This window comes from Pseudomonas sp. H1_F01 (genome assembly GCF_054681425.1).
Genome location: NZ_CP162823.1, coordinates 3,374,116 through 3,391,471, shown reverse-complemented (window position 1 = coordinate 3,391,471; position 17,356 = coordinate 3,374,116). Strand labels below are relative to the sequence as shown.

Annotated in this window: 17 protein-coding genes; 8 read left to right on the top strand and 9 right to left on the bottom strand. The window is 63.0% G+C overall.

Going from position 1 to position 17,356, the window contains the following annotated elements; genetic code table 11:
* Positions 1 to 239: 239 nt before the first annotated feature.
* Entirely contained in the window at positions 240 to 1,256 is a 1,017-nt protein-coding gene (locus AB4O09_RS15505) for an AraC family transcriptional regulator (RefSeq protein ID WP_003202027.1), read from the bottom strand.
* An 11-nt stretch (positions 1,257 to 1,267) separates the two neighbouring features.
* Positions 1,268 to 2,611, bottom strand: a complete 1,344-nt coding sequence (pssA, locus tag AB4O09_RS15500) for a CDP-diacylglycerol--serine O-phosphatidyltransferase (RefSeq protein ID WP_003202029.1) — start codon at positions 2,609 to 2,611, stop codon at positions 1,268 to 1,270.
* A gap of 121 nt (positions 2,612 to 2,732) precedes the next feature.
* Here pssA and AB4O09_RS15495 point away from each other — a divergent pair, with 121 nt between their 5' ends.
* The 3 genes from AB4O09_RS15495 to AB4O09_RS15485 all read left to right on the top strand — a co-directional run bounded on the left by AB4O09_RS15495 (position 2,733) and on the right by AB4O09_RS15485 (position 4,652).
* Positions 2,733 to 3,296 carry a TetR/AcrR family transcriptional regulator gene (locus tag AB4O09_RS15495; protein ID WP_003202031.1) on the top strand — a complete coding sequence of 188 codons (564 nt, stop codon included), beginning with the start codon at positions 2,733 to 2,735 and terminating at the stop codon, positions 3,294 to 3,296.
* 36 nt (positions 3,297 to 3,332) lie between these two features.
* Entirely contained in the window at positions 3,333 to 3,812 is a 480-nt protein-coding gene (locus AB4O09_RS15490) for a nuclear transport factor 2 family protein (protein ID WP_003202034.1), read from the top strand.
* Positions 3,813 to 4,250: 438 nt separating this feature from the next.
* Entirely contained in the window at positions 4,251 to 4,652 is a 402-nt protein-coding gene (locus tag AB4O09_RS15485; protein WP_003202036.1) for a hypothetical protein, read from the top strand.
* A gap of 36 nt (positions 4,653 to 4,688) precedes the next feature.
* Here the strand turns inward: AB4O09_RS15485 and AB4O09_RS15480 are convergent, their stop codons facing one another.
* From AB4O09_RS15480 to AB4O09_RS15465, 4 genes are all read right to left on the bottom strand, one after another.
* Positions 4,689 to 7,112: a TonB-dependent receptor gene (locus tag AB4O09_RS15480; RefSeq protein ID WP_038857531.1), complete on the bottom strand. Its 2,424-nt coding sequence runs from the start codon at positions 7,110 to 7,112 to the stop codon at positions 4,689 to 4,691.
* Between the two features lie 67 nt (positions 7,113 to 7,179).
* A complete protein-coding gene (locus AB4O09_RS15475; RefSeq protein ID WP_038857530.1) occupies positions 7,180 to 8,124 on the bottom strand; it encodes a FecR domain-containing protein in 945 nt (314 codons plus the stop codon).
* A complete protein-coding gene (locus AB4O09_RS15470) occupies positions 8,124 to 8,633 on the bottom strand; it encodes a sigma-70 family RNA polymerase sigma factor (RefSeq protein WP_003202042.1) in 510 nt (169 codons plus the stop codon). The genes AB4O09_RS15475 and AB4O09_RS15470 overlap by 1 nt, the downstream gene beginning before the upstream one ends.
* Positions 8,634 to 8,924: 291 nt before the next feature.
* Positions 8,925 to 9,446 carry an SgcJ/EcaC family oxidoreductase gene (locus tag AB4O09_RS15465; RefSeq protein WP_013693409.1) on the bottom strand — a complete coding sequence of 174 codons (522 nt, stop codon included), beginning with the start codon at positions 9,444 to 9,446 and terminating at the stop codon, positions 8,925 to 8,927.
* Between the two features lie 173 nt (positions 9,447 to 9,619).
* On the opposite strand from AB4O09_RS15465, the gene AB4O09_RS15460 reads away from it, so the two are divergent.
* The 5 genes from AB4O09_RS15460 to AB4O09_RS15440 are packed head-to-tail and all read left to right on the top strand — an operon-like array spanning position 9,620 to position 15,171.
* Positions 9,620 to 10,804, top strand: a complete 1,185-nt coding sequence (locus tag AB4O09_RS15460; RefSeq protein ID WP_013693410.1) for a sensor histidine kinase — start codon at positions 9,620 to 9,622, stop codon at positions 10,802 to 10,804.
* Complete coding sequence (locus AB4O09_RS15455) at positions 10,801 to 11,469, top strand: response regulator (RefSeq protein ID WP_460107167.1); 669 nt, start codon at positions 10,801 to 10,803, stop codon at positions 11,467 to 11,469. The genes AB4O09_RS15460 and AB4O09_RS15455 overlap by 4 nt, the downstream gene beginning before the upstream one ends.
* Complete coding sequence (locus AB4O09_RS15450) at positions 11,466 to 13,778, top strand: ATP-binding protein (protein WP_003202050.1); 2,313 nt, start codon at positions 11,466 to 11,468, stop codon at positions 13,776 to 13,778. Before AB4O09_RS15455 ends, AB4O09_RS15450 begins: the two co-directional genes overlap by 4 nt.
* Positions 13,775 to 14,242: a response regulator gene (locus tag AB4O09_RS15445; RefSeq protein ID WP_123351070.1), complete on the top strand. Its 468-nt coding sequence runs from the start codon at positions 13,775 to 13,777 to the stop codon at positions 14,240 to 14,242. Before AB4O09_RS15450 ends, AB4O09_RS15445 begins: the two co-directional genes overlap by 4 nt.
* 32 nt (positions 14,243 to 14,274) lie before the next feature.
* Entirely contained in the window at positions 14,275 to 15,171 is an 897-nt protein-coding gene (locus AB4O09_RS15440) for a helix-turn-helix domain-containing protein (protein ID WP_043042170.1), read from the top strand.
* Positions 15,172 to 15,334: 163 nt separating this feature from the next.
* Here AB4O09_RS15440 and AB4O09_RS15435 read toward each other — a convergent pair whose 3' ends face one another.
* Genes AB4O09_RS15435 through tolQ form a run of 3 tightly spaced genes read right to left on the bottom strand, consistent with a single transcriptional unit; the run spans position 15,335 to position 17,308 of the window.
* Positions 15,335 to 16,144 carry an energy transducer TonB gene (locus AB4O09_RS15435; RefSeq protein WP_460107163.1) on the bottom strand — a complete coding sequence of 270 codons (810 nt, stop codon included), beginning with the start codon at positions 16,142 to 16,144 and terminating at the stop codon, positions 15,335 to 15,337.
* Positions 16,141 to 16,587: a protein TolR gene (tolR, locus tag AB4O09_RS15430; RefSeq protein ID WP_003202060.1), complete on the bottom strand. Its 447-nt coding sequence runs from the start codon at positions 16,585 to 16,587 to the stop codon at positions 16,141 to 16,143. Before tolR ends, AB4O09_RS15435 begins: the two co-directional genes overlap by 4 nt.
* Positions 16,588 to 16,600: 13 nt before the next feature.
* The gene (gene tolQ / locus AB4O09_RS15425; protein ID WP_003202062.1) at positions 16,601 to 17,308 is read right to left on the bottom strand and encodes a protein TolQ; all 708 of its coding nucleotides are present in this window, start codon (positions 17,306 to 17,308) and stop codon (positions 16,601 to 16,603) included.
* Positions 17,309 to 17,356 lie beyond the last annotated feature (48 nt).

Genomic DNA, 17,356 nt, shown 5'->3' with positions numbered 1-17,356 from the left:
CTTGCATACATTACTCTGATGGATGGCCTGGCTTTTCCGGCACCTGCAGAGGCTTATATCAAACATAGATGACGGTTTTATGAGCGGTAAATGACGCGATCGAACCCCTGTGGGAGCGAGCTTGCTCGCGATGAGGGCCTGATAGTCAATGAAGAGGTGGCTGGGCCACCGCTATCGCGAGCAAACTCGCTCCCACAAGGGGACTTGGGCAGGCACAAGATTGGAGGCCACCCGATGGGTCAATCAGGGTCGTTGAGAATCAGGCTGCGATAATGCCCGGGGTTGGAGCCGGACCATTTGCGAAACGCCTTGTAGAAGGAGCTGGCATCGGCAAAACCCAGGCGCGAGGCGATTTCGACGAAACTGATGGAGGGCTCGGCCAGCCAGGTGATTGCCAGATCCTTGCGCACGCTGTCCTTGAGGCCCTGGTAAGTCTGGCCCTCCTCCGCCAGGCGGCGGCGCAGGGTGGACGCGGACACGCACAACTGCTGGGCCAGCGCCTCGGTTTCCGGCCACTGTTCGGCAGGCAACTGCCGCAGGTCGTGCCGGATACGGCTGGCCAGGCTTTGCGGGTTGCGGTATTTGACCAGGATGTTGGCCGGGGCCTGGGCCAGGAAGCGCTTGAGCTCATCAGCGTTGCGCCTGATCGGCAGGTCGAGGCATTCAGCCGCGAGAATCATCCGGGTGCGCGGCCGGTCAAAACGCAGGTTCTGGGAAAACATCACCCGATAGTCGTCGCAGAAATCCGGTGCCGGGCAACGCAGTTCGACGGAAAGAATGGGAATGCGCCGCCCGGCCAGCCAGCAGGCCACGCCATGGACGATCATCCAATAGGTGAAATAGGTAAAGGCCCGGCGCGGTTCCTGATCGTCTTCCAGCAGCACGATCTCCGCCAGGCTTTGCTGGCGCATCCACTGGGCCGGCAGATGTTCGAGCATCAGCGACAGAAACCCCAGCCCCGCCGTCAAGCCGCTCGCCAGCGTGGGCTGGGCCATGGCGCACTGACAGAGAAACGCCAGGCTGCCGGACTTGAGCTTGCGCGGGTCCATGCCAAAAAACTCGTCATCCAGACGCCGGGCGAGCAAACGCCAGAGCCGCGCATAGGCATGGGCCGGCACCCGCGCCTGGGTGTCGTCGAGCAACGCAGGGTCTATGCCTACCTTGTTCAGGACCTCATCGGTAGCCGCTCCGGGGGCGCAGCTCTGCAGCAGCGCCTCTCGCACCAACTGGATGGAGATGGTGTCTTTTTTCGACATGGCGCGGGTGTTCACAGGATCCGGTAAAGCAGCCGTTCTATCCGCACCCGGCTGACCCGCTTCAGGAACCTGGCCACGGCGTCGGGGTAATCCGGCAGGGTTTCCAGGTCCAGGTAACGTTCGATCCGGCGGGTGTGGCGGTAGATCTGTTCAAGCTCGGCCTGGCGCGGCGCCAGCAACTCGCCCTTGGGGTCGTCCAGCAACAGCGCGTTTTCCAGGTCCAGGCGAAAGGCCCGCGGGTTGAGGTTATTACCGGTCAGCAAGGTGTAGCGCTCGTCGATCCACATGCCCTTGAGGTGATAGGTGTTGTCCCCGTCACGCCACAGGTGCAGGTTCAATTGGCCGCTGTCGATAGCGCGCTGATGGCGTTTGGCGAAGCGCCGCAAGCTGATTTCGTAGAGGTATGGCAGCGCCGCGATGATCTTGAACGGCTCGCTTGGCGGAATGTAGAAGTCGTTGGCGGTCTTGTCGCCGACGATTATGTCGATCTTGACCCCGCGGGCCAGGGCGCGATTGAGCTCCCGGGTCACCGCCAGGGGCAGGTTGAAATACGGTGTGCAAATGGTCAGTTGCTGGCGGCTGCTGGCGATCAGTTCGCCGATCACCCGGCTCAGCGGATTGTTCTTGCCCACCCCCAGCAACGGGCTTACCGACAGGCCGCTCTTGTCGAGGCTGCCAACGCTGGTGTCATAGGTCGCGTACTTGAGGCGACTGCGCAAATCGCCGATGTCCTTGCGCAAACTGCGGGTGCTGGGCAGGTTCGGCAGATCCAGGCGGTGCACGGCCCTGGAGGTGACCAGGCCGTGCTGCACCAGGTGATGCATCGAATCGGCCAGTGCCGTGTTCTGCAGCAGGTGATAGCGGTCGTAGCGGTACTTGTCGAACTTGTGCAGGTAGACGTTATTCAGGCTGGCGCCGCTGTAGAGCACACAGTCGTCAATCACGAAGCCTTTCAAGTGCAGCACGCCGAACAGCTCGCGGGTCTGCACCGGCACGCCGTAGATCGGCACTTCGCTGGCATGGGTGCGAGTCTGCTCCTGGTACCACGCCGAGTTGCCCGGCTGCTTCTTGGCGCCGATCAGCCCGCGCTGGGCCCGCAGCCAGTCCACCACCACGACCACATCCAGTTCCGGGCGCGCGGCCTTGGCGGCATGCAAGGCATCGAGGATTTCCTGGCCGGCCTCGTCCTGTTGCAGGTACAACGCGACGATGTAGATGCGCTGGGTGGCCTGGGCGATTTTCTCCAGCAGGCAACGGCGGAATTGGGCAGCGCCATCGAGGATGGTCACCGCGTCGGCGGTCAGTGCAAAGCTGCGCAGCTTGGGCAGCAGGGAGCGTTTGAAAAGCGACGGCATAGGGCTCGCAAAAGGTCGATTCCGAAGAACGGATGAGCTTACACCATGGATGGGTTTGGGTCTTCCTGTCCTCAAGAAAAAAAGACTTGACCAAGGAGAACGATCATTCTACTTTTGTTTCATGAACGAAATCACTGGTAATGAAACACGAGACATCATCCTCGATGTCGCTGAAAAGTTGATCTATAAAAGTGGCATCGCCGCCACCGGCATGGACCTTCTGGTGAAAACCGCCGGCGTCTCCAGGAAAAGTGTCTATCGCTACTTCGCCAACAAGGACGACCTGATCGTGGCCGCCCTCAGGCGGCGGGATGAACGCTGGATGCACTGGTTCAGCACCGAGGTGGACAAGGCGCCGACCCCGACTGCACGGCTGCTCAACCTGTTCACCGTGCTCAAGGGCTGGTTCGACAGCGAAGGTTTCCGCGGCTGTGCCTTCATCAACACCAGTGGCGAAACCGGCGATCCTCAGGATCCGGTCCGCCTGGTGGCGAAGCTGCACAAACAGAAGTTGCTCGATTACATAACCCGGCTGTGCGTCGAACAAGGTGTCCAGAACCCGGACGCACTGGCCCGCCAACTGCTGATTCTGATTGACGGCGCGATTACCGTGGCGCTGGTCATGGGCGACCACAGCGCGGCTGACGACGCCCAGGACATGCTGAAGATGTTGTTACACGCCTGAGCTGTTGGACCTTGTGCAATTCATTGGAGATCCGCCATGTCTGCTTCTTCCGAAGTTCGTCCGCCGTTGCCGCCGTTCACTCGTGAATCGGCGATCGAGAAAGTTCGCCTGGCCGAAGACGGCTGGAACTCTCGTGATCCACAAAAAGTATCCCTGGCCTACACGCTGGATACTCAATGGCGTAACCGCGCCGAATTCGCCCATAACCGCGAGGAAGCCAAGGCGTTCCTGACTCGCAAATGGGCCAAGGAGCTGGATTATCGGCTGATCAAGGAGCTCTGGGCCTTCACCGATAACCGCATCGCCGTGCGCTATGCCTACGAATGGCACGACGACTCGGGCAACTGGTTCCGCTCCTACGGCAACGAAAACTGGGAGTTCGATGATCAAGGCCTGATGTACAACCGTTACGCCTGCATCAACGACATGCCGATCAAGGAAAGCGAGCGCAAGTTCCGCTGGCCGCTAGGCCGCCGGCCGGATGATCATCCGGGGTTGTCTGAGTTGGGGTTGTAACGCTTTCGACTGACCTGCCGCCATCGCGAGCAAGCTCGCTCCCACATTGGATTTTAGCGAATACACATGGTGTGTCCGACATGGAACCCCTGTGGGAGCGGGCTTGCTCGCGAAGGCGGCCTTGCAGCCGACCTGGCTCTCCCGGTCGTACACCCATCAGATCTGTGGGAGCAAAGCTTGCTCGCGAGGCGGCCTAATAGTCGACCTGGCTCTTCCGGTCGTACTCCGATCCCATTGTGGGAGCGAGCTTGCTCGCGATGACAGCGGCATATCCGACAAAGGTGCAGGCTGACTCACCGCTATCACGAGCAAACTCCCACAGCAGCGCCAGACAAGTGGCCCCTCCAACAGGCTTGACCCACATGCCGCCAGGCATCACATTGCCTGGGCCGGCGATAAGCTCGCTGTTTCGTTGTGCAGCAGATTTTTGTGGAGCCCATGACCGCGTCGATTCCGATCCGTCCCCCCTGCCCGCCCGGCGTCTGCGATTGCGGCCGTGATGCCTTGCTGCAAGCGCCTGGCAGCGACCTGCGCATCCTTTGCTTGAATCGCCAGGAAGAAAAACGCCTGCTTGAACGCCTGGAGAACATCCAGAGCCTCGACGAACTCCAGCGCCTGCAGCAACGCCTGTACGAAAACCTGGGGATCCGCCTGAGCGTCGAGCCTGGCTATAACGAAGTGCGGACCATGCGCGGCATCGCCATCGAATTCCAGGACCAGCCCGGCCTGTGCCGCAAGATTCGCCAGTCGATTCCCGCCGCCATCCGCCGTGGGCTGGAAAAACGCCCCGAAATTGCCTGGCGACTGCTGGATGCTCACGATCTGTTTCGCGACATCTGAACCCAGGCGGCTCCTTCCCTGGAGCGGCACCTGGGCCTAGAAATCCACCGTTGCGGAAATCAGGTAGGTGCGCGGGGTCGACAACGTCAATCCGGCCTCACTGTCATCCGACGCCCCGGCCGAACTCCAGTAGCGCTTGTCTGCCACGTTTTCGATGTTGGCCCGCAGGGTGACGTTCTTCTCGTCGACCTTGAATGCGTAGCGGGCGCCGACGTCGAAGCGTTCCCAGGAATCGATTTCCTTGGTGTTGGACTGGTCCAGGTACTGCGAGCTGGAGTAGATGCCCCGGCTGGTCAGGGTCAGGCCCTGTACCGTCGGCACGTCCCATTCGGCACCGAGGTTGACGTTGTACTTCGGCGTGGCGGGGGCGCGGTTGCCATCGAAGGTGCCATTGGTGGTATGGGTCAGTTCGCTGTCGATGTACATCACGCCGCCGAGCAAACGGGTTCCCTTCAGCGGTTCGCCAAACACACTCAACTCCACGCCGGTGTTTTCTCGCTTGCCGTTCGGGCCGAAGACACGCGTCGTGGCGTCGGTCGCATAGGCCGGCTGCTTGATCCGGAACAGCGCGGCGGTGACGGCGAATGGGCCGGCATCATACTTGGCGCCCACCTCGACCTGACGGCTGATGAACGGCGGGAAAATCTCATCCTCGTTCACCGACGTCGACGGTGCGATCTTGCCCTGGCTCAGGCCTTCCATGTAGTTGGCATACAGCGACAACTTGTCCGTCGCCTTGAACAGGATGCCGCCCGACGGTGAAACCTTTTCCTCATCGTAGGCAGTGTCGCCCTTGACGTTATTCGTCCAGTCGTCAACCTTCACCCGTTGCCAGCGAGCGCCGAGGGTCAGCAGCAAGCGATCGTCGAACAGCCCCAGGGTGTCGGACAACGCCACGCCACTGAAGCGGTTCTCGGTGTAGACCTTATCGTCCTGTCGCGTCGGGTTGCTCGGCGCCGGGGTCTGCACCGGTTCATACAGGTTGCTGCGACCGTTGGCGTAACGGGCGCCGCCATTTTCGAAGTCCATGTAGAAATAGCTGGCAGCCAGGTTGACCTCATGGCTCACCGGGCCGGTATGGAACCAGTTGCGCACCCCGGCTGTGGCCGTGCGGACATTTTCGTCGCGGGTAAAGTCTCGGGGCTGGACGGTGAAGTCACCCGCGTCGTTGGTGACCGAAACGTTGTGCCGAAGGAAGTCGTGCTCGCTTTTACGCGCTCCGACACCGCCATACAGCATGACGGAATCGTTGACGTCGAATTCAGCGTTCACGGTGCCGAAGGTGTCCTTGGTGCGCGCCTTGCTCCAGGACTGGGCGTAGTTGTCGCGCACATCACTGGCGTGAGGAACCTGTGCATTGGCGCCCACCTGCACGCGTTCCTGGGGCGCGTCGGTGTTACGTTCGGTGTGGCCGATGTCCGTCGAGAGTCGCAGGCGCTCACCGCGAAAATCCAGGCCCAGCACCGCCATCTCGCGGTCCACGCTCTGTTGATCCCATTCGGTGTCGCCCGCCTGCTTCACGCCATTGAAGCGAATCCCGAACTTGTCATCTTCGCCAAAGCGCCGACCGACATCCACAGCACCGCCCAGTTGGTTGTTGGAGGCATAGCTGCCGGTGAACGAGGTGATGGGCTTGTCGGTGGCACGCTTGGGTACCACATTGATCCCGCCGCCCACGCTGCCCCGCGGCGAGATGCCGTTGATGAGCTGGCTCGGGCCCTTGAGGATATCGACGCGTTCGGCCATTTCCATGTCGATCGTGTAGGTCGGAAGGATGCCGTAGAGACCGTTGTACGCAACATCGCTGTTGAACAGGCTGAAACCACGAATGGTGAACTGCTCAAAGCGTCCGCCCGCCGGGTTGGTGGCGCGGACCGAGGGGTCGCTGGCGATCATGTCGCCCAAGGTGCGCGCCTGCTGGTTCTTGACCGCCGCGCTGGTGTAGGTGGTCATGCTGAACGGTGTTTCCATGAAATCCCGCGAGCCCAGCAAGCCTTGCGAACCACGGCGAGCAACCTGGCCACCGGCATACGCCGGGCTGTCCGTCGACGTCGTGGCGCCTATAATCGAAGTGGGTGCCAGTTGCAGGCTGCCGCCTTCCGGTGCCGGCGTCAGGATATAGGCCTGCTCACCCACCGCTTGCAATTGCAGGCCCGAGCCCGACAACAGCCGGGCAAACCCCTCCTCTACGCCAAACTCACCCGAAAGCCCGGCGCTGTTGCGACCACTTACCAGGGCCGGATCCACCGACAGGTTGACGCCCGCCAGCCCGGCAAACCGGGCCAACGCCGCGCCGAGGCTGCCGGCCGGCACCTGATAGCTGCGCCGGTCGGTTTCTTCGGCCAGGCTCGATGAGATAAAGAATGGGCTGGCGCTCAAGCTCAGCATGAGGCTCAGGTTCAACAGCGGACGCCAGCCGGCAAAGGCCGGGCGCAAACGCAAAGGTGCAACTGCGGACATTGGAAAGCGCTCTCATTTTTGTTCAGTTGCCTTGAATGACAAGCGAGACAAAAAAAGGGGACAGGCATCAGGCCATATTTTTGCGAAGCGTCAACGTGACCCAGTAGCGAGTGCGCATGTGCACGTCCAGCGGTAGGCTGGCCGCAAGCAGCGTGAGGATTCGGTCGGTGTTGTCCAAGCGGAAGCTGCCAGTGATTCGCAGGGCTTCCAGGGTTTCGTCCCAACGCAACACCCCGGGGCGATAGCGGCTCAGTTCCCGCAGGAAATGCCCCAGCGGCTGGTCCTGCGCAACCAATACGCCGTCACGCCAACCCAGCTGCGCCACGTCGAACGCCTTCACTGGCCCCGCGCCTGAATCCTGCATGTTGACCTGCTGGCCCGCTTCCAAGCTCAGCAATGGCCCGCGCAGGGGTTGCAGTTGTGCCGAGCCGCTGACCACCGCCACCCGGCAATCGCCCTCGCCCAAGTGCAGGCAGACCTCGCCACGAGTGATGGTGATGAGTCCATAGGGTGATTGAACGGACAGCGGCGTGCTCCCGGCAAGCCTGAGGGCCATTTCGCCGCGCACCAACACCAGGCGTCGCGCCTTGAGGTCCAGGTCGACGGCGCTGTCGGTGTTCAGTTGCAGCGCACTGCCATCGACCAGCGACCAGCGCCGTTGCTCGCCCGTGGCAGTGTGCAAATCAGCGCGCCAGGCCTCCAACGGCAGCTCTCGCCCCAGCAGCCAAGCGGTCGGGACCAATGCGGCGACGCCCAATGCGCGCTTGAGCACCTCGCGCCGAGCCAGCACTGGGCGGTCCAGGGTTGCCATGCCCAGGGACGCGGGCACCCCGGCAAAACGCTGGCGCAATCGCTGGGCCTTCTGCCAGGCCGCCTCGTGATGATCGCTGCTGTCGCGCCAGCGTTGCAGGGCCGCCGAGTCGAACGCATTCCCGTCGAACTCCATCAGGGTCAACCAGCGAGCCGCCGCCCGTGCCGCTTCGCGGGCTTCGGGTGATGGGGTCGAGCGCATCAGAAGTCCACCAACAGGCAATGTTCATAGGCCTGGGCCATGTAGCGTTTCACGGTGCGTTCGGACACTTGCAGGCGTTCGGCGATCTCGCGATAACCCAGGCCTTCAAGTTGGCTCCAGAGAAAAGCCCGCCGCACCAGGGGCGGCAGGCCATCGAGCAGTTCGTCCAGGGCTTGCAGGGTTTCCAGCAGCAGCCAGCGTTGCTCTGGCGACGGTGCGCAGGCTTCAGGCAGGCTCGCCAGAGCGTCGAGATACGCCTGTTCCAGATTGCGCCGGGTGTAGAAGTTGCTCAGCAGGCGTTTGCCAACGGTCAGCAGATAAGCCCGGGGTTCTTGCAGGTCAGCCAAGGTCTGGGAACTGGAAAGCACCCGCAGGAAGGTATCCTGGCGCAGGTCCGCCGCATCCCAGGCATTGCCCATGCGCCGCCGCAGCCAGCCTTCCAGCCAGCTACCGTGGTCACGGTACAACGCATGGAGGGAATGCTCCGTCGGCGTAACTGCATCACACATGTCCAGAAGCCTGCGCAAAGTCTTAAATGAGACTGATTCTAATTAATGTTCGCGCGTTAATCCAAGCTCTTTGTACAAAGTGTGTCTAAACACGGGGATGGAATTGATAGAGGGCCCTGTGGGAGCGAGCTTGCTCGCGATGGCGGTGCGTCAGAAACATCGATGCTGACTGATACTCCGCTATCGCGAGCAAGCTTTGCTCCCACAGAGCTGATGGTGTACGACTGCGAGAGTCAGGCCGCCTCGCGAGCAACCTCGCTCCCACAGGCAGGTCTTTAGCGAGCAGTGCTATCAGTGGCTGGCGTGCAAGGTCTTCGGCACCTCAGGCATGGCCGATGAGTGATGGTTGATGATCTTCCACTGGCCATCGAGGCGCTCATAGAGGAAGGTGTAGCGCGCCTGGACCTCGCGCTTGGAACCGTCGGCCTGTGTGAGCGTGAAGGTATAGACACCACTGTCCATCGCCGCATCGGGGCCCAGATGGCGGATCTCCCGATAGTTGATTTGCCCCACCGGTTTGCCGGCCAGGAAATGCTCGAAATAATCCTGGATCTGCGCCGGTGTGTTGCGCACCTTGTTGGAAACAGTCGGTTGCAAAATCGCATCCGGGGCATAGAGGCCGGTCACGGCGGTGGCGCTACCGGTTTGCAGCGCGGCGTTCCAGCGGTCGAACAGTGCCGCGATCTCGCGGTCATTCACATTCTTGGGCTGCTCGGCCACTGTGCGATACACATAAGGCGTAGCCTCAAGCGCCTGGACAAGCGGCGCGGCCAGCAGGAATAAAGCAGCGATGGCGCAGGTTTTCATTTTCATCAACGTGGTCCTTTGGGTTTCAATGGGTCCACTTTGCCGGCCTTCCCTGCCTTCGCCATCGGCCAACCGGTGCCAATCGCCTATGCCGTTCGGCAGATAGGCTCGGTGCCGGTGACACGTTCTAATGACGCCATCGCGAACCGGACCGGTCCTCTTCCACGCTGGAGTTCCCCATGCAAAGCCCACCCCATGACCCCGGCAGTGCCCTGGCCATCCGCAGCCAATATCGCCAGTCGCAAAGTCGTGCCGCACGCCTGGGCCTGCTGCTGGGCACCGGCCATGAACTGACGCAGTTGCCCCTGTCGGCCATGCGCCAGCGTGCGCTGCAACGGGCGTGCGCGTTCATGGCCATGGACCATGGCCTGCTACTGGAGTGGGCGCCGGACCAGCCGTTGCGCACCCTCGCCAGCCACGGCAGCGCGGAACGACTCGAGCTGCTCGCCAACCTGGCCCAGCCACAAATGCCCGGCCCACAATGGCTGGAATCGCCCGGCAGCGCCCTGCCCCAGGTCTTGCGGGTACCGTTGCGTGCCTCCGACGGCGTAGAGTTCGGGGCGTTGTTGCTGGGCAACAGCGTGGCCCTCGGCGCGCCGGACAACGAAGACATCGAATCACTGCAATTGCTCGCGACGCTGTTGGCGGCACACCTGGAGAACAGCCGTCTGCTCGAAGCGCTCCAGGCCCGCGAACGGACCATGTCCGAGTTGGTCCACCGCTTGTTCAGCGCCCAGGAAGACGAACGCAAGCGCGTGGCCTACGACCTGCACGACGGCCTGGCGCAGAATCTCGCCGGTTTGCATCAGCGCTTGCAGGGCTTCGCCGGTCGCTGCCCGTCGCTACCGCCTGCACTGGCGAACGAGCTGCAAAGCATCCTCGACCTGGCCCAAGGCTGCGTCGGCGAAGGCCGGCAACTGATCAGCGGCCTGCGCCCCCACGTACTGGATGATTTCGGCCTGTACAAAGCCGTCGACAAGGAGGCCGATCGCCTGCGCGACGCCGGCCTGACGGTGAACTGGGCCGAACACAGCACCGCGCGCCTGCCGGGCAACACGGAGATCGCCCTGTTTCGCATTGCCCAGGAAGGCATCAACAACATTCTCAAGCACGCCCAGGCCAGCCATGTGCAGTTGGGGTTGGCGGTGGACGATGGCCACGCTTGCCTGCGAGTGGAGGACGATGGCCGTGGATTTGCCCTGGAACAGCCCATCGAGACCAACGGCAGCTGCCATCTGGGGCTGGCCGCCATGCAGGAGCGCGCGCACTTGCTGGACGGTCACCTGAGCTGTTGCAGCCAGCCCGGTGGCGGCACCCGACTGCTGGCCAGCGTGCCGCTACCGGCCCACGGAGGACAACCATGAACCGACCTTTGCGCCTGCTGCTGGCCGATGACCACGAAGTCACCCGCACCGGGTTTATCAGCATGCTCGCCGGCAACCCGGGATTCGAGGTCGTTGGCCAGGCCCGCGACGGCCAGGAAGCCCTCGACCTGTGCGAGCGGCTACAGCCGGACATCGCGATTCTCGACATCCGCATGCCCGTCCTCAACGGTTTGGGCGCGGCGCGGATCCTGCAGCAGCGCCAGCCCGGAATCAAAGTCGTGATCTTCACCATGGATGACAGCCCCGACCACCTCGAAGCCGCCATCGGTGCGGGCGCGGCCGGCTATCTGCTCAAGGACGCCAGCCGCGATGAAGTGCTCGACGCCCTCAAACGGGTCGCCCAGGGCGAAGAGGCGTTGAACAGTTCGGTCAGCGCGCGCCTGCTGCGCCGCATGACCGAACGCGGTGCGAATGGTGCCACTCAAGTCCAGGCCCTGACCGCCCGGGAACGCCAGGTCCTGGGGCTGGTGGCCGGCGGTTTCAGCAACCGTGAAATCGGCGAGAAGCTGGGCATCGCACCCGGCACGGCCAAGGCCCACGTAGAGCGTGTCATCGGCAAACTGGGCGCCGCCGACCGGACCCAGGCCGCCGTGCGCGGCGTTGCCCTGGGCCTGGTGGCGCAACCTGCCGGGCAATGGCCATGAGGTTTCTCGCCGCCCGCCGCTGGGCCGACCTGCCCTTGCGCGGCAAGGCCCTGGTGGTGATCTCCCTGCCCCTGGTGGTCCTGCTGCTGTCGCTGGTGCTGATCTATATCACCGAACGCCAGACCGCCCGGGCCGAAGAGGATGTGCGTCGGGTGCTGCTGGTCCAGGGTGATATCCAGACAGTCCATACCCTGCTGGCCGAGGCAGCGGCCAGCGTGCGCGGCTACCTGCTGACCCGCCGCGAAGATTTCCTGCCCAGCTACGAGCAGGCTACGCCACTGATCCACGCCGCGTTGCAGCGCCTGGACCACAACATTCGCGACGCCAGGATGCGCGAACACCTAAAGACCATCACTCCGCTGATCGCCGACAAACTCGACGGTTTGCTTGCGCTGCGCAATGGCAAGCGCGACGACCCCGAGGCCATCACCGCGATCCTGATCGAAAACAAACAGGTGCTGGACGTATTGCGCGAGCAGATCAGCGCCATGCGCATACGCGAGGACGCCCTGCTCGCCGACCGCAGCGCCGCCGCCTCGGCCACGCGCATGCGCCTGTTGTTCGCCACCTTGCTGGCGGCGGTGTGCGGGCTGCTGGGGGCGATTGTCGCGGTGCTGTTCCTGTCCAAGGGCATTGTCGCCCGGGTCCAGCAGGTGCAAGGCAACGCCCAGCGCCTGGCATTGGGCCAACCCTTGTTGCCACAACCGCCGGAGCAGGACGAAATCGGCCAACTCGGCACGCGCCTGGTGGAGGCCGGGCAGTTGCTCGCCGAACGCGAGCGGGCCCTGCGCGATAACGAGGAGCGCTTGCGGCTGATCATCGATGGCGTGAAGGACTACGGGATCTTCGCCCTGGATGCCCAAGGCTACGTCACCACCTGGAACGCTGGCGCGGAACGGATCAAGGGCTACACCGAGCAGGAAATCCTCGGCCGGCATTTTTCCCTGTTCTACCTGGCCGAAGAGTGCCCGGCGCACCCGGAGATGGCCCTGCGCGAAGCCACCCGCGACGGTCATTACATGGAAGAAGGCTGGCGTTGCCGCAAGGACGGCAGCCGCTTCTGGGCCAGCGTGGTCATCACTGCGCAATACGATGGCACCGGCGCCCTGCGCGGTTTCTCCAAGATCACCCGCGACATCACCGACCGACGCGCTGCCGAGATCGCCCTGCGCACCGCCCGGGAAGAAGCCGAAAGCGCCAGCCGAGCCAAGAGCGAGTTTCTCTCGCGCATGAGCCACGAACTGCGCACGCCACTGAACGCCATCCTCGGTTTCGCTCAATTGCTGGACATGGACTCCACCGCCGGCCAACGCCCTCAGGTCAGCCACATCCTGCGGGCCGGCCAGCACTTGCTGGCGTTGATCAACGAAGTGCTGGACATTGCCCGGATCGAGGCCGGGCGCCTGCCGCTGAACATCGAACCGATCGCCCTGTCGACGGTGCTGCACGAAGCCCTGACCTTGGTTTCACCGATGGCCGCCGACGCCGGGATCCACTTGGCCGAGCTGCCAGCGCTGCCTGACGACAGCGGCGTGCTCGCGGACCGCCAGCGCCTGGTGCAAGTGCTGCTCAACCTGCTGTCCAACGCCATCAAGTACAACCGGCCCGGCGGTGAGGTGCGCATCGAAGTCAGCGTCCAGGCCCATCAGGTAAGCATCGCCGTCAACGACACCGGCCATGGCATTGCCCCGGAACAGCTGGACCAACTGTTCAAGCCTTTCGAACGCCTGGGCGCCGATCCCCAGGTCGAAGGCACTGGCCTGGGGTTGTCATTGAGCAAGAGCCTGCTGGAAATGATGCAGGGCAACCTGCAGGTCCACAGCGAACCCGGACACGGCTGCTGTTTCACCCTGCAACTGCCCGGCACCCAGGTGGTTGGCGCGCATTTGCCACCCATAGCCGCCCTGGCGGTGACGCGTTCGCCTGTGGACTATCACGGCAAAGTCCTGTGCATCGAAGACAACCTGTCGAGCCTGGCGCTGATCGAAACCCTGATGCAACGCCGGCCTGGCATCCAGTTATTGTCGAGCATGCAAGGCCAGATGGGCCTGGACCTCGCTCGCCAGCACACCCCGCAACTGATCCTGCTGGACGTCAGCCTGCCGGACCTCGAAGGCCTGGAAGTCTTGCGGCGCCTGCGCCAATCCCCGGCCACTGCCGCCACGCCCGTGCTGATGATCACCGCCGATGCCAGCGACCTGACCCACCGCGCCCTGCGTGACGCCGGCGCCACGGCGATCCTGACCAAACCTATTCATATCCAGGCCTTCCTGGGCCACCTCGAGCACTATCTACCGGAGCCCGCATGAATCGCGACTTGCGCATTCTGATCGTCGACGATCAGCGCCCCAACCTGGACCTGATGGAACAACTGCTGGCCCGCGAAGGATTGCACAACGTGTTGAGCAGCACCGAACCGTTGCGCACGCTCGATCTGTTCAACAGCTTCGAGCCGGACCTGGTCATCCTCGACCTGCACATGCCGGCGTTCGACGGCTTTGCCGTGCTCGAACAACTCAACCGGCGGATCCCGGCCAATGACTACCTGCCGATCCTGGTGCTGACTGCCGACGCGACCCGAGACACGCGCCTGCGGGCCCTGGCCCTCGGCGCCCGGGATTTCATCAGCAAACCCCTGGACGCGCTGGAAACCATGCTGCGCATCTGGAACCTGCTGGAAACCCGTGCGCTCTATAAGGCGTTGCGCGAGTTGATTCCGTCCCAGCAGATCGAACTGTTGCGCCAGCGCCGTCCCGCCGCCGGCCCGTCTTGACCTGGCGGCCGTTCCATCAAGGCATTCGATGCATGAAAGTCACTGAACGAACATCGGCAACCGGCCTGCAGGCACACATTCGCGGCGAGCGCCTGGCGACGTCCGACGGCGTATCGGCCAAGGAGATCCTGGTCGAGATCTTTGTCCGTGAGCGCAGCGAAGCACACATCGTCGTGCCGGCGGTGGCCGAACCGTTGCTCGTCTGGGTGTTGTCCGGGGAAGCCATCGTCGAGGAGCGCGTTGCCAACGAGGCGTGGGAAACGAATACCGTGGTCACTGGAGATTTTTTCCTGACCACATCCCCGGTTCCTTATGAGATGCGCTGGCAAGTGACCAGCCGCGAGCCATTTGTGGTCATGCATCTGTACCTGGGGTTGGCGTTATTGGAGCGCGCCATTGCCGAAACCGGTGGCAGCCGCGCGATCCAGCTGCGGGAAGTCTCTGGCGGGCGGGATGAAGCACTTTCAGCCTTGCTTGAACAGATTCGGGCGGAATTGACCCGGCGCGGTGAAACCAGTGCCTTGCTGATCCAGGGCGTGGCGCAATGTGTGGCGGTGCACCTGGCGCGGCATTACCGGGATGCCAATGCCGACGACATGTCCGGACGTAACGCCCTGCCCGCTTTCAAGCTCAAGCGGGTGATCCAGTTGATGGAACAACACCTGGCCGCCCCCTTCAGCCTCGGTGACCTGGCCCAGGCCATCGGCATGAGCGAATACCACTTCAGCCGCTTGTTCAAGCGCGCCACCGGGCGTTCACCTTCGCAGTACTTCATCCAGCTGAGAATGGCCCGGGCCCGGCAACTGCTGCTGGAAACCGAGCGCAGCATCATCGATATCGGCCTGGAGGTTGGCTATGGCAGCGCCAGCCATTTCTCCCAGATCTTCCGCCGTGAAGTGGGCGTGGCGCCGAGTCATTACCGCAAGTAAAACCTTTCGGCTGGCTGATCGTGGCTGATCGTTCCCACGCTCTGCGTGGGAATGCATCCCGTGACGCTCTGCGTCACATCCAGAAGCGGAACGCGGAGCGTCCCTGGCGGCATTCCCACGCAGAGCGTGGGAACGATCGACACTGACTACTGCAGGCATGTTCTCATTTGATCCGGTAGTGAAAAGTATTGCGCACTGCCGGCACCGTCACTGCCTTGCCATCGATGATTCGCGGCTGATAACGAAACGTCTGGGCAGCGGCCAGGGACGGTCGGATGAACAATGGGTGGCAACCGTCGAGCACCTTGGGGTTATCGATCCGCCCGTCCGGCGTCACGCTGTATTCCACGGTGCAATCGCCTTCCAGGCCCTTGTCCAGGGCGCGTTGCGGATAGTCCGGGGCTTGCTTGCTCAGCGGTTGGTAGCTGCGGCTGTCGGCGACGGCCTGGCGCGCCTGCTCGGCTTGGCGTTGTTCGGCGAGTGCTTGTGCCTGCCGGACCTGCCGCTGTTGTTCGGCGGCCTGCTGCTCGGCGTCTTGCCTGCGTCGTTCGCTTTCCTGGCGCTCACGCTGCTGTTGGGCCTGTTGCTCGCGCTTTTGCTCCTCGACCCGTTTGCGGGCCAGGGCCGCCTGTTCCAGTTTCTGCGCCTGGACACGCGGGTCGACAACCGGCTGGGTGGGCGCGGGACGCGGCGCTTCTACCGGCGCCGAGGTCGGCTCGACCGATGGCGGTGCAACAGGCGCGACAGGAACCGGGACAAGGGCTTCGGGCGCTGGCGGCAGCATCACCAGTTGCGTGTGCAACACCCTGGGCGTCTCGGCAGCTGGCTTCTCCACGCTCCACCCCAGCACCAACAACGCCACCACACCCGCGTGCAGGGCCAGGGCGAGCCCCGCCGCCAGGCTGTTTTTCCAAAAGCGACGGCCCAGCGCAGGTACGCTCAAGGAGGGACTGTCCATGATCATCGCCGTCATTGCGGCGCCTCGGTCACCAGCCCCAGGTTGCTCACGCCGCCCTGTTGCAACGCGGCCATGGCTGCAACGACCCGACCGTAATCGGCATGCGCGTCGGCACGGATGTACACCTGGGTATCGCTGCGCTCGGCGACGACCTGCGCCACCTTGGCGCGCATCTGCTCCAGGTCCACGGCGCTGTCGGTCTGGTGGTGGGTGTCCAGCTCACCGCCCAGGTTCCAGTAGTAACCGCCCTCGGCCTTGACCGACAGGGTGAGGATTTGCTGGCGACGGTCGTTGGCCAGTGCTTCGCTGGCGACCTTGGGCAGTTCGATCTTCACCCCCTGGGTCAGCATCGGTGCGGTGACCATGAAAATCACCAGCAGCACCAACATCACGTCGATGTACGGCACCACGTTCATTTCGGCCTTGGGACCGTGCTTGCGTTGTGGCTTGACGAGCATCTGCCCTCTCCTTTCAAGCGGCCGAGGCCAGGTTCACCGGGGCACCGTGCAGCTTGCGGTGCAGACGCGCCTGCAGCTCGTTGCCAAAGGCGTAGTACCGGGTCAGCAGGGTCTGGCCGCGAGCGGCAAAACGGTTATAGGCAATGACCGCCGGGATTGCCGCGAACAGGCCGATGGCCGTGGCGATCAACGCTTCGGCAATGCCCGGCGCCACAGTGGAAAGGCTGGCCTGTTGCACTTGGGACAGGCCGATAAAGGCATTCATGATCCCCCAGACGGTGCCGAACAAACCGATGTAGGGGCTGACCGAACCGACGGTGGCGAGAAACTGCAGGCCTTTTTCCAGCTGTATTTCCTGTTCGCTGATCGCCACTTGCAGCGCGCGCTCGACACCTTCAAGCACCACTTGCGGCGTGCTTGAAGGTTGGTTGAGCTGAGTGAAGGCCAGCACACCCGCCTGGAAAATCGGCGTGACACCACCGTCGTCTTCGCGGACCTGTGCGTGTTCCCGATACAGGGGTAGCAGATCCTGGGTGCCGCGAAAGCGCTGCATGAAACCGTTGAGCTGGCGTTCGTTGCGTTGCAATACGGCGCTGCGCTGGATGATCAAATACCAGCTCAATAGCGAGGCCAGCAGCAACGTGAGCATGACCGCCTTGACCAGCAGACTCGCGTCACTGATCAGGCCCCAGATCGTCATGTGTTCCAGAGTGGCTTGCATGGTTGAAACTCCTGTCTGGCGGTTATTCGATGAAATGTTCGTGACCGG

What these genes read in the sequence shown, in the direction of transcription:
- AB4O09_RS15505 (WP_003202027.1), bottom strand. Translation starts at nt 1,256, where the DNA reads ATGTCGAAAAAAGACACCATCTCCATCCAGTTGGTGCGAGAGGCGCTG.
- pssA (WP_003202029.1), bottom strand. Translation starts at nt 2,611, where the DNA reads ATGCCGTCGCTTTTCAAACGCTCCCTGCTGCCCAAGCTGCGCAGCTTT.
- AB4O09_RS15495 (WP_003202031.1), top strand. Translation starts at nt 2,733, where the DNA reads ATGAACGAAATCACTGGTAATGAAACACGAGACATCATCCTCGATGTC.
- AB4O09_RS15490 (WP_003202034.1), top strand. Translation starts at nt 3,333, where the DNA reads ATGTCTGCTTCTTCCGAAGTTCGTCCGCCGTTGCCGCCGTTCACTCGT.
- AB4O09_RS15485 (WP_003202036.1), top strand. Translation starts at nt 4,251, where the DNA reads ATGACCGCGTCGATTCCGATCCGTCCCCCCTGCCCGCCCGGCGTCTGC.
- AB4O09_RS15480 (WP_038857531.1), bottom strand. Translation starts at nt 7,112, where the DNA reads ATGTCCGCAGTTGCACCTTTGCGTTTGCGCCCGGCCTTTGCCGGCTGG.
- AB4O09_RS15475 (WP_038857530.1), bottom strand. Translation starts at nt 8,124, where the DNA reads ATGCGCTCGACCCCATCACCCGAAGCCCGCGAAGCGGCACGGGCGGCG.
- AB4O09_RS15470 (WP_003202042.1), bottom strand. Translation starts at nt 8,633, where the DNA reads ATGTGTGATGCAGTTACGCCGACGGAGCATTCCCTCCATGCGTTGTAC.
- AB4O09_RS15465 (WP_013693409.1), bottom strand. Translation starts at nt 9,446, where the DNA reads ATGAAAATGAAAACCTGCGCCATCGCTGCTTTATTCCTGCTGGCCGCG.
- AB4O09_RS15460 (WP_013693410.1), top strand. Translation starts at nt 9,620, where the DNA reads ATGCAAAGCCCACCCCATGACCCCGGCAGTGCCCTGGCCATCCGCAGC.
- AB4O09_RS15455 (WP_460107167.1), top strand. Translation starts at nt 10,801, where the DNA reads ATGAACCGACCTTTGCGCCTGCTGCTGGCCGATGACCACGAAGTCACC.
- AB4O09_RS15450 (WP_003202050.1), top strand. Translation starts at nt 11,466, where the DNA reads ATGAGGTTTCTCGCCGCCCGCCGCTGGGCCGACCTGCCCTTGCGCGGC.
- AB4O09_RS15445 (WP_123351070.1), top strand. Translation starts at nt 13,775, where the DNA reads ATGAATCGCGACTTGCGCATTCTGATCGTCGACGATCAGCGCCCCAAC.
- AB4O09_RS15440 (WP_043042170.1), top strand. Translation starts at nt 14,275, where the DNA reads ATGAAAGTCACTGAACGAACATCGGCAACCGGCCTGCAGGCACACATT.
- AB4O09_RS15435 (WP_460107163.1), bottom strand. Translation starts at nt 16,144, where the DNA reads ATGACGGCGATGATCATGGACAGTCCCTCCTTGAGCGTACCTGCGCTG.
- tolR (WP_003202060.1), bottom strand. Translation starts at nt 16,587, where the DNA reads ATGCTCGTCAAGCCACAACGCAAGCACGGTCCCAAGGCCGAAATGAAC.
- tolQ (WP_003202062.1), bottom strand. Translation starts at nt 17,308, where the DNA reads ATGCAAGCCACTCTGGAACACATGACGATCTGGGGCCTGATCAGTGAC.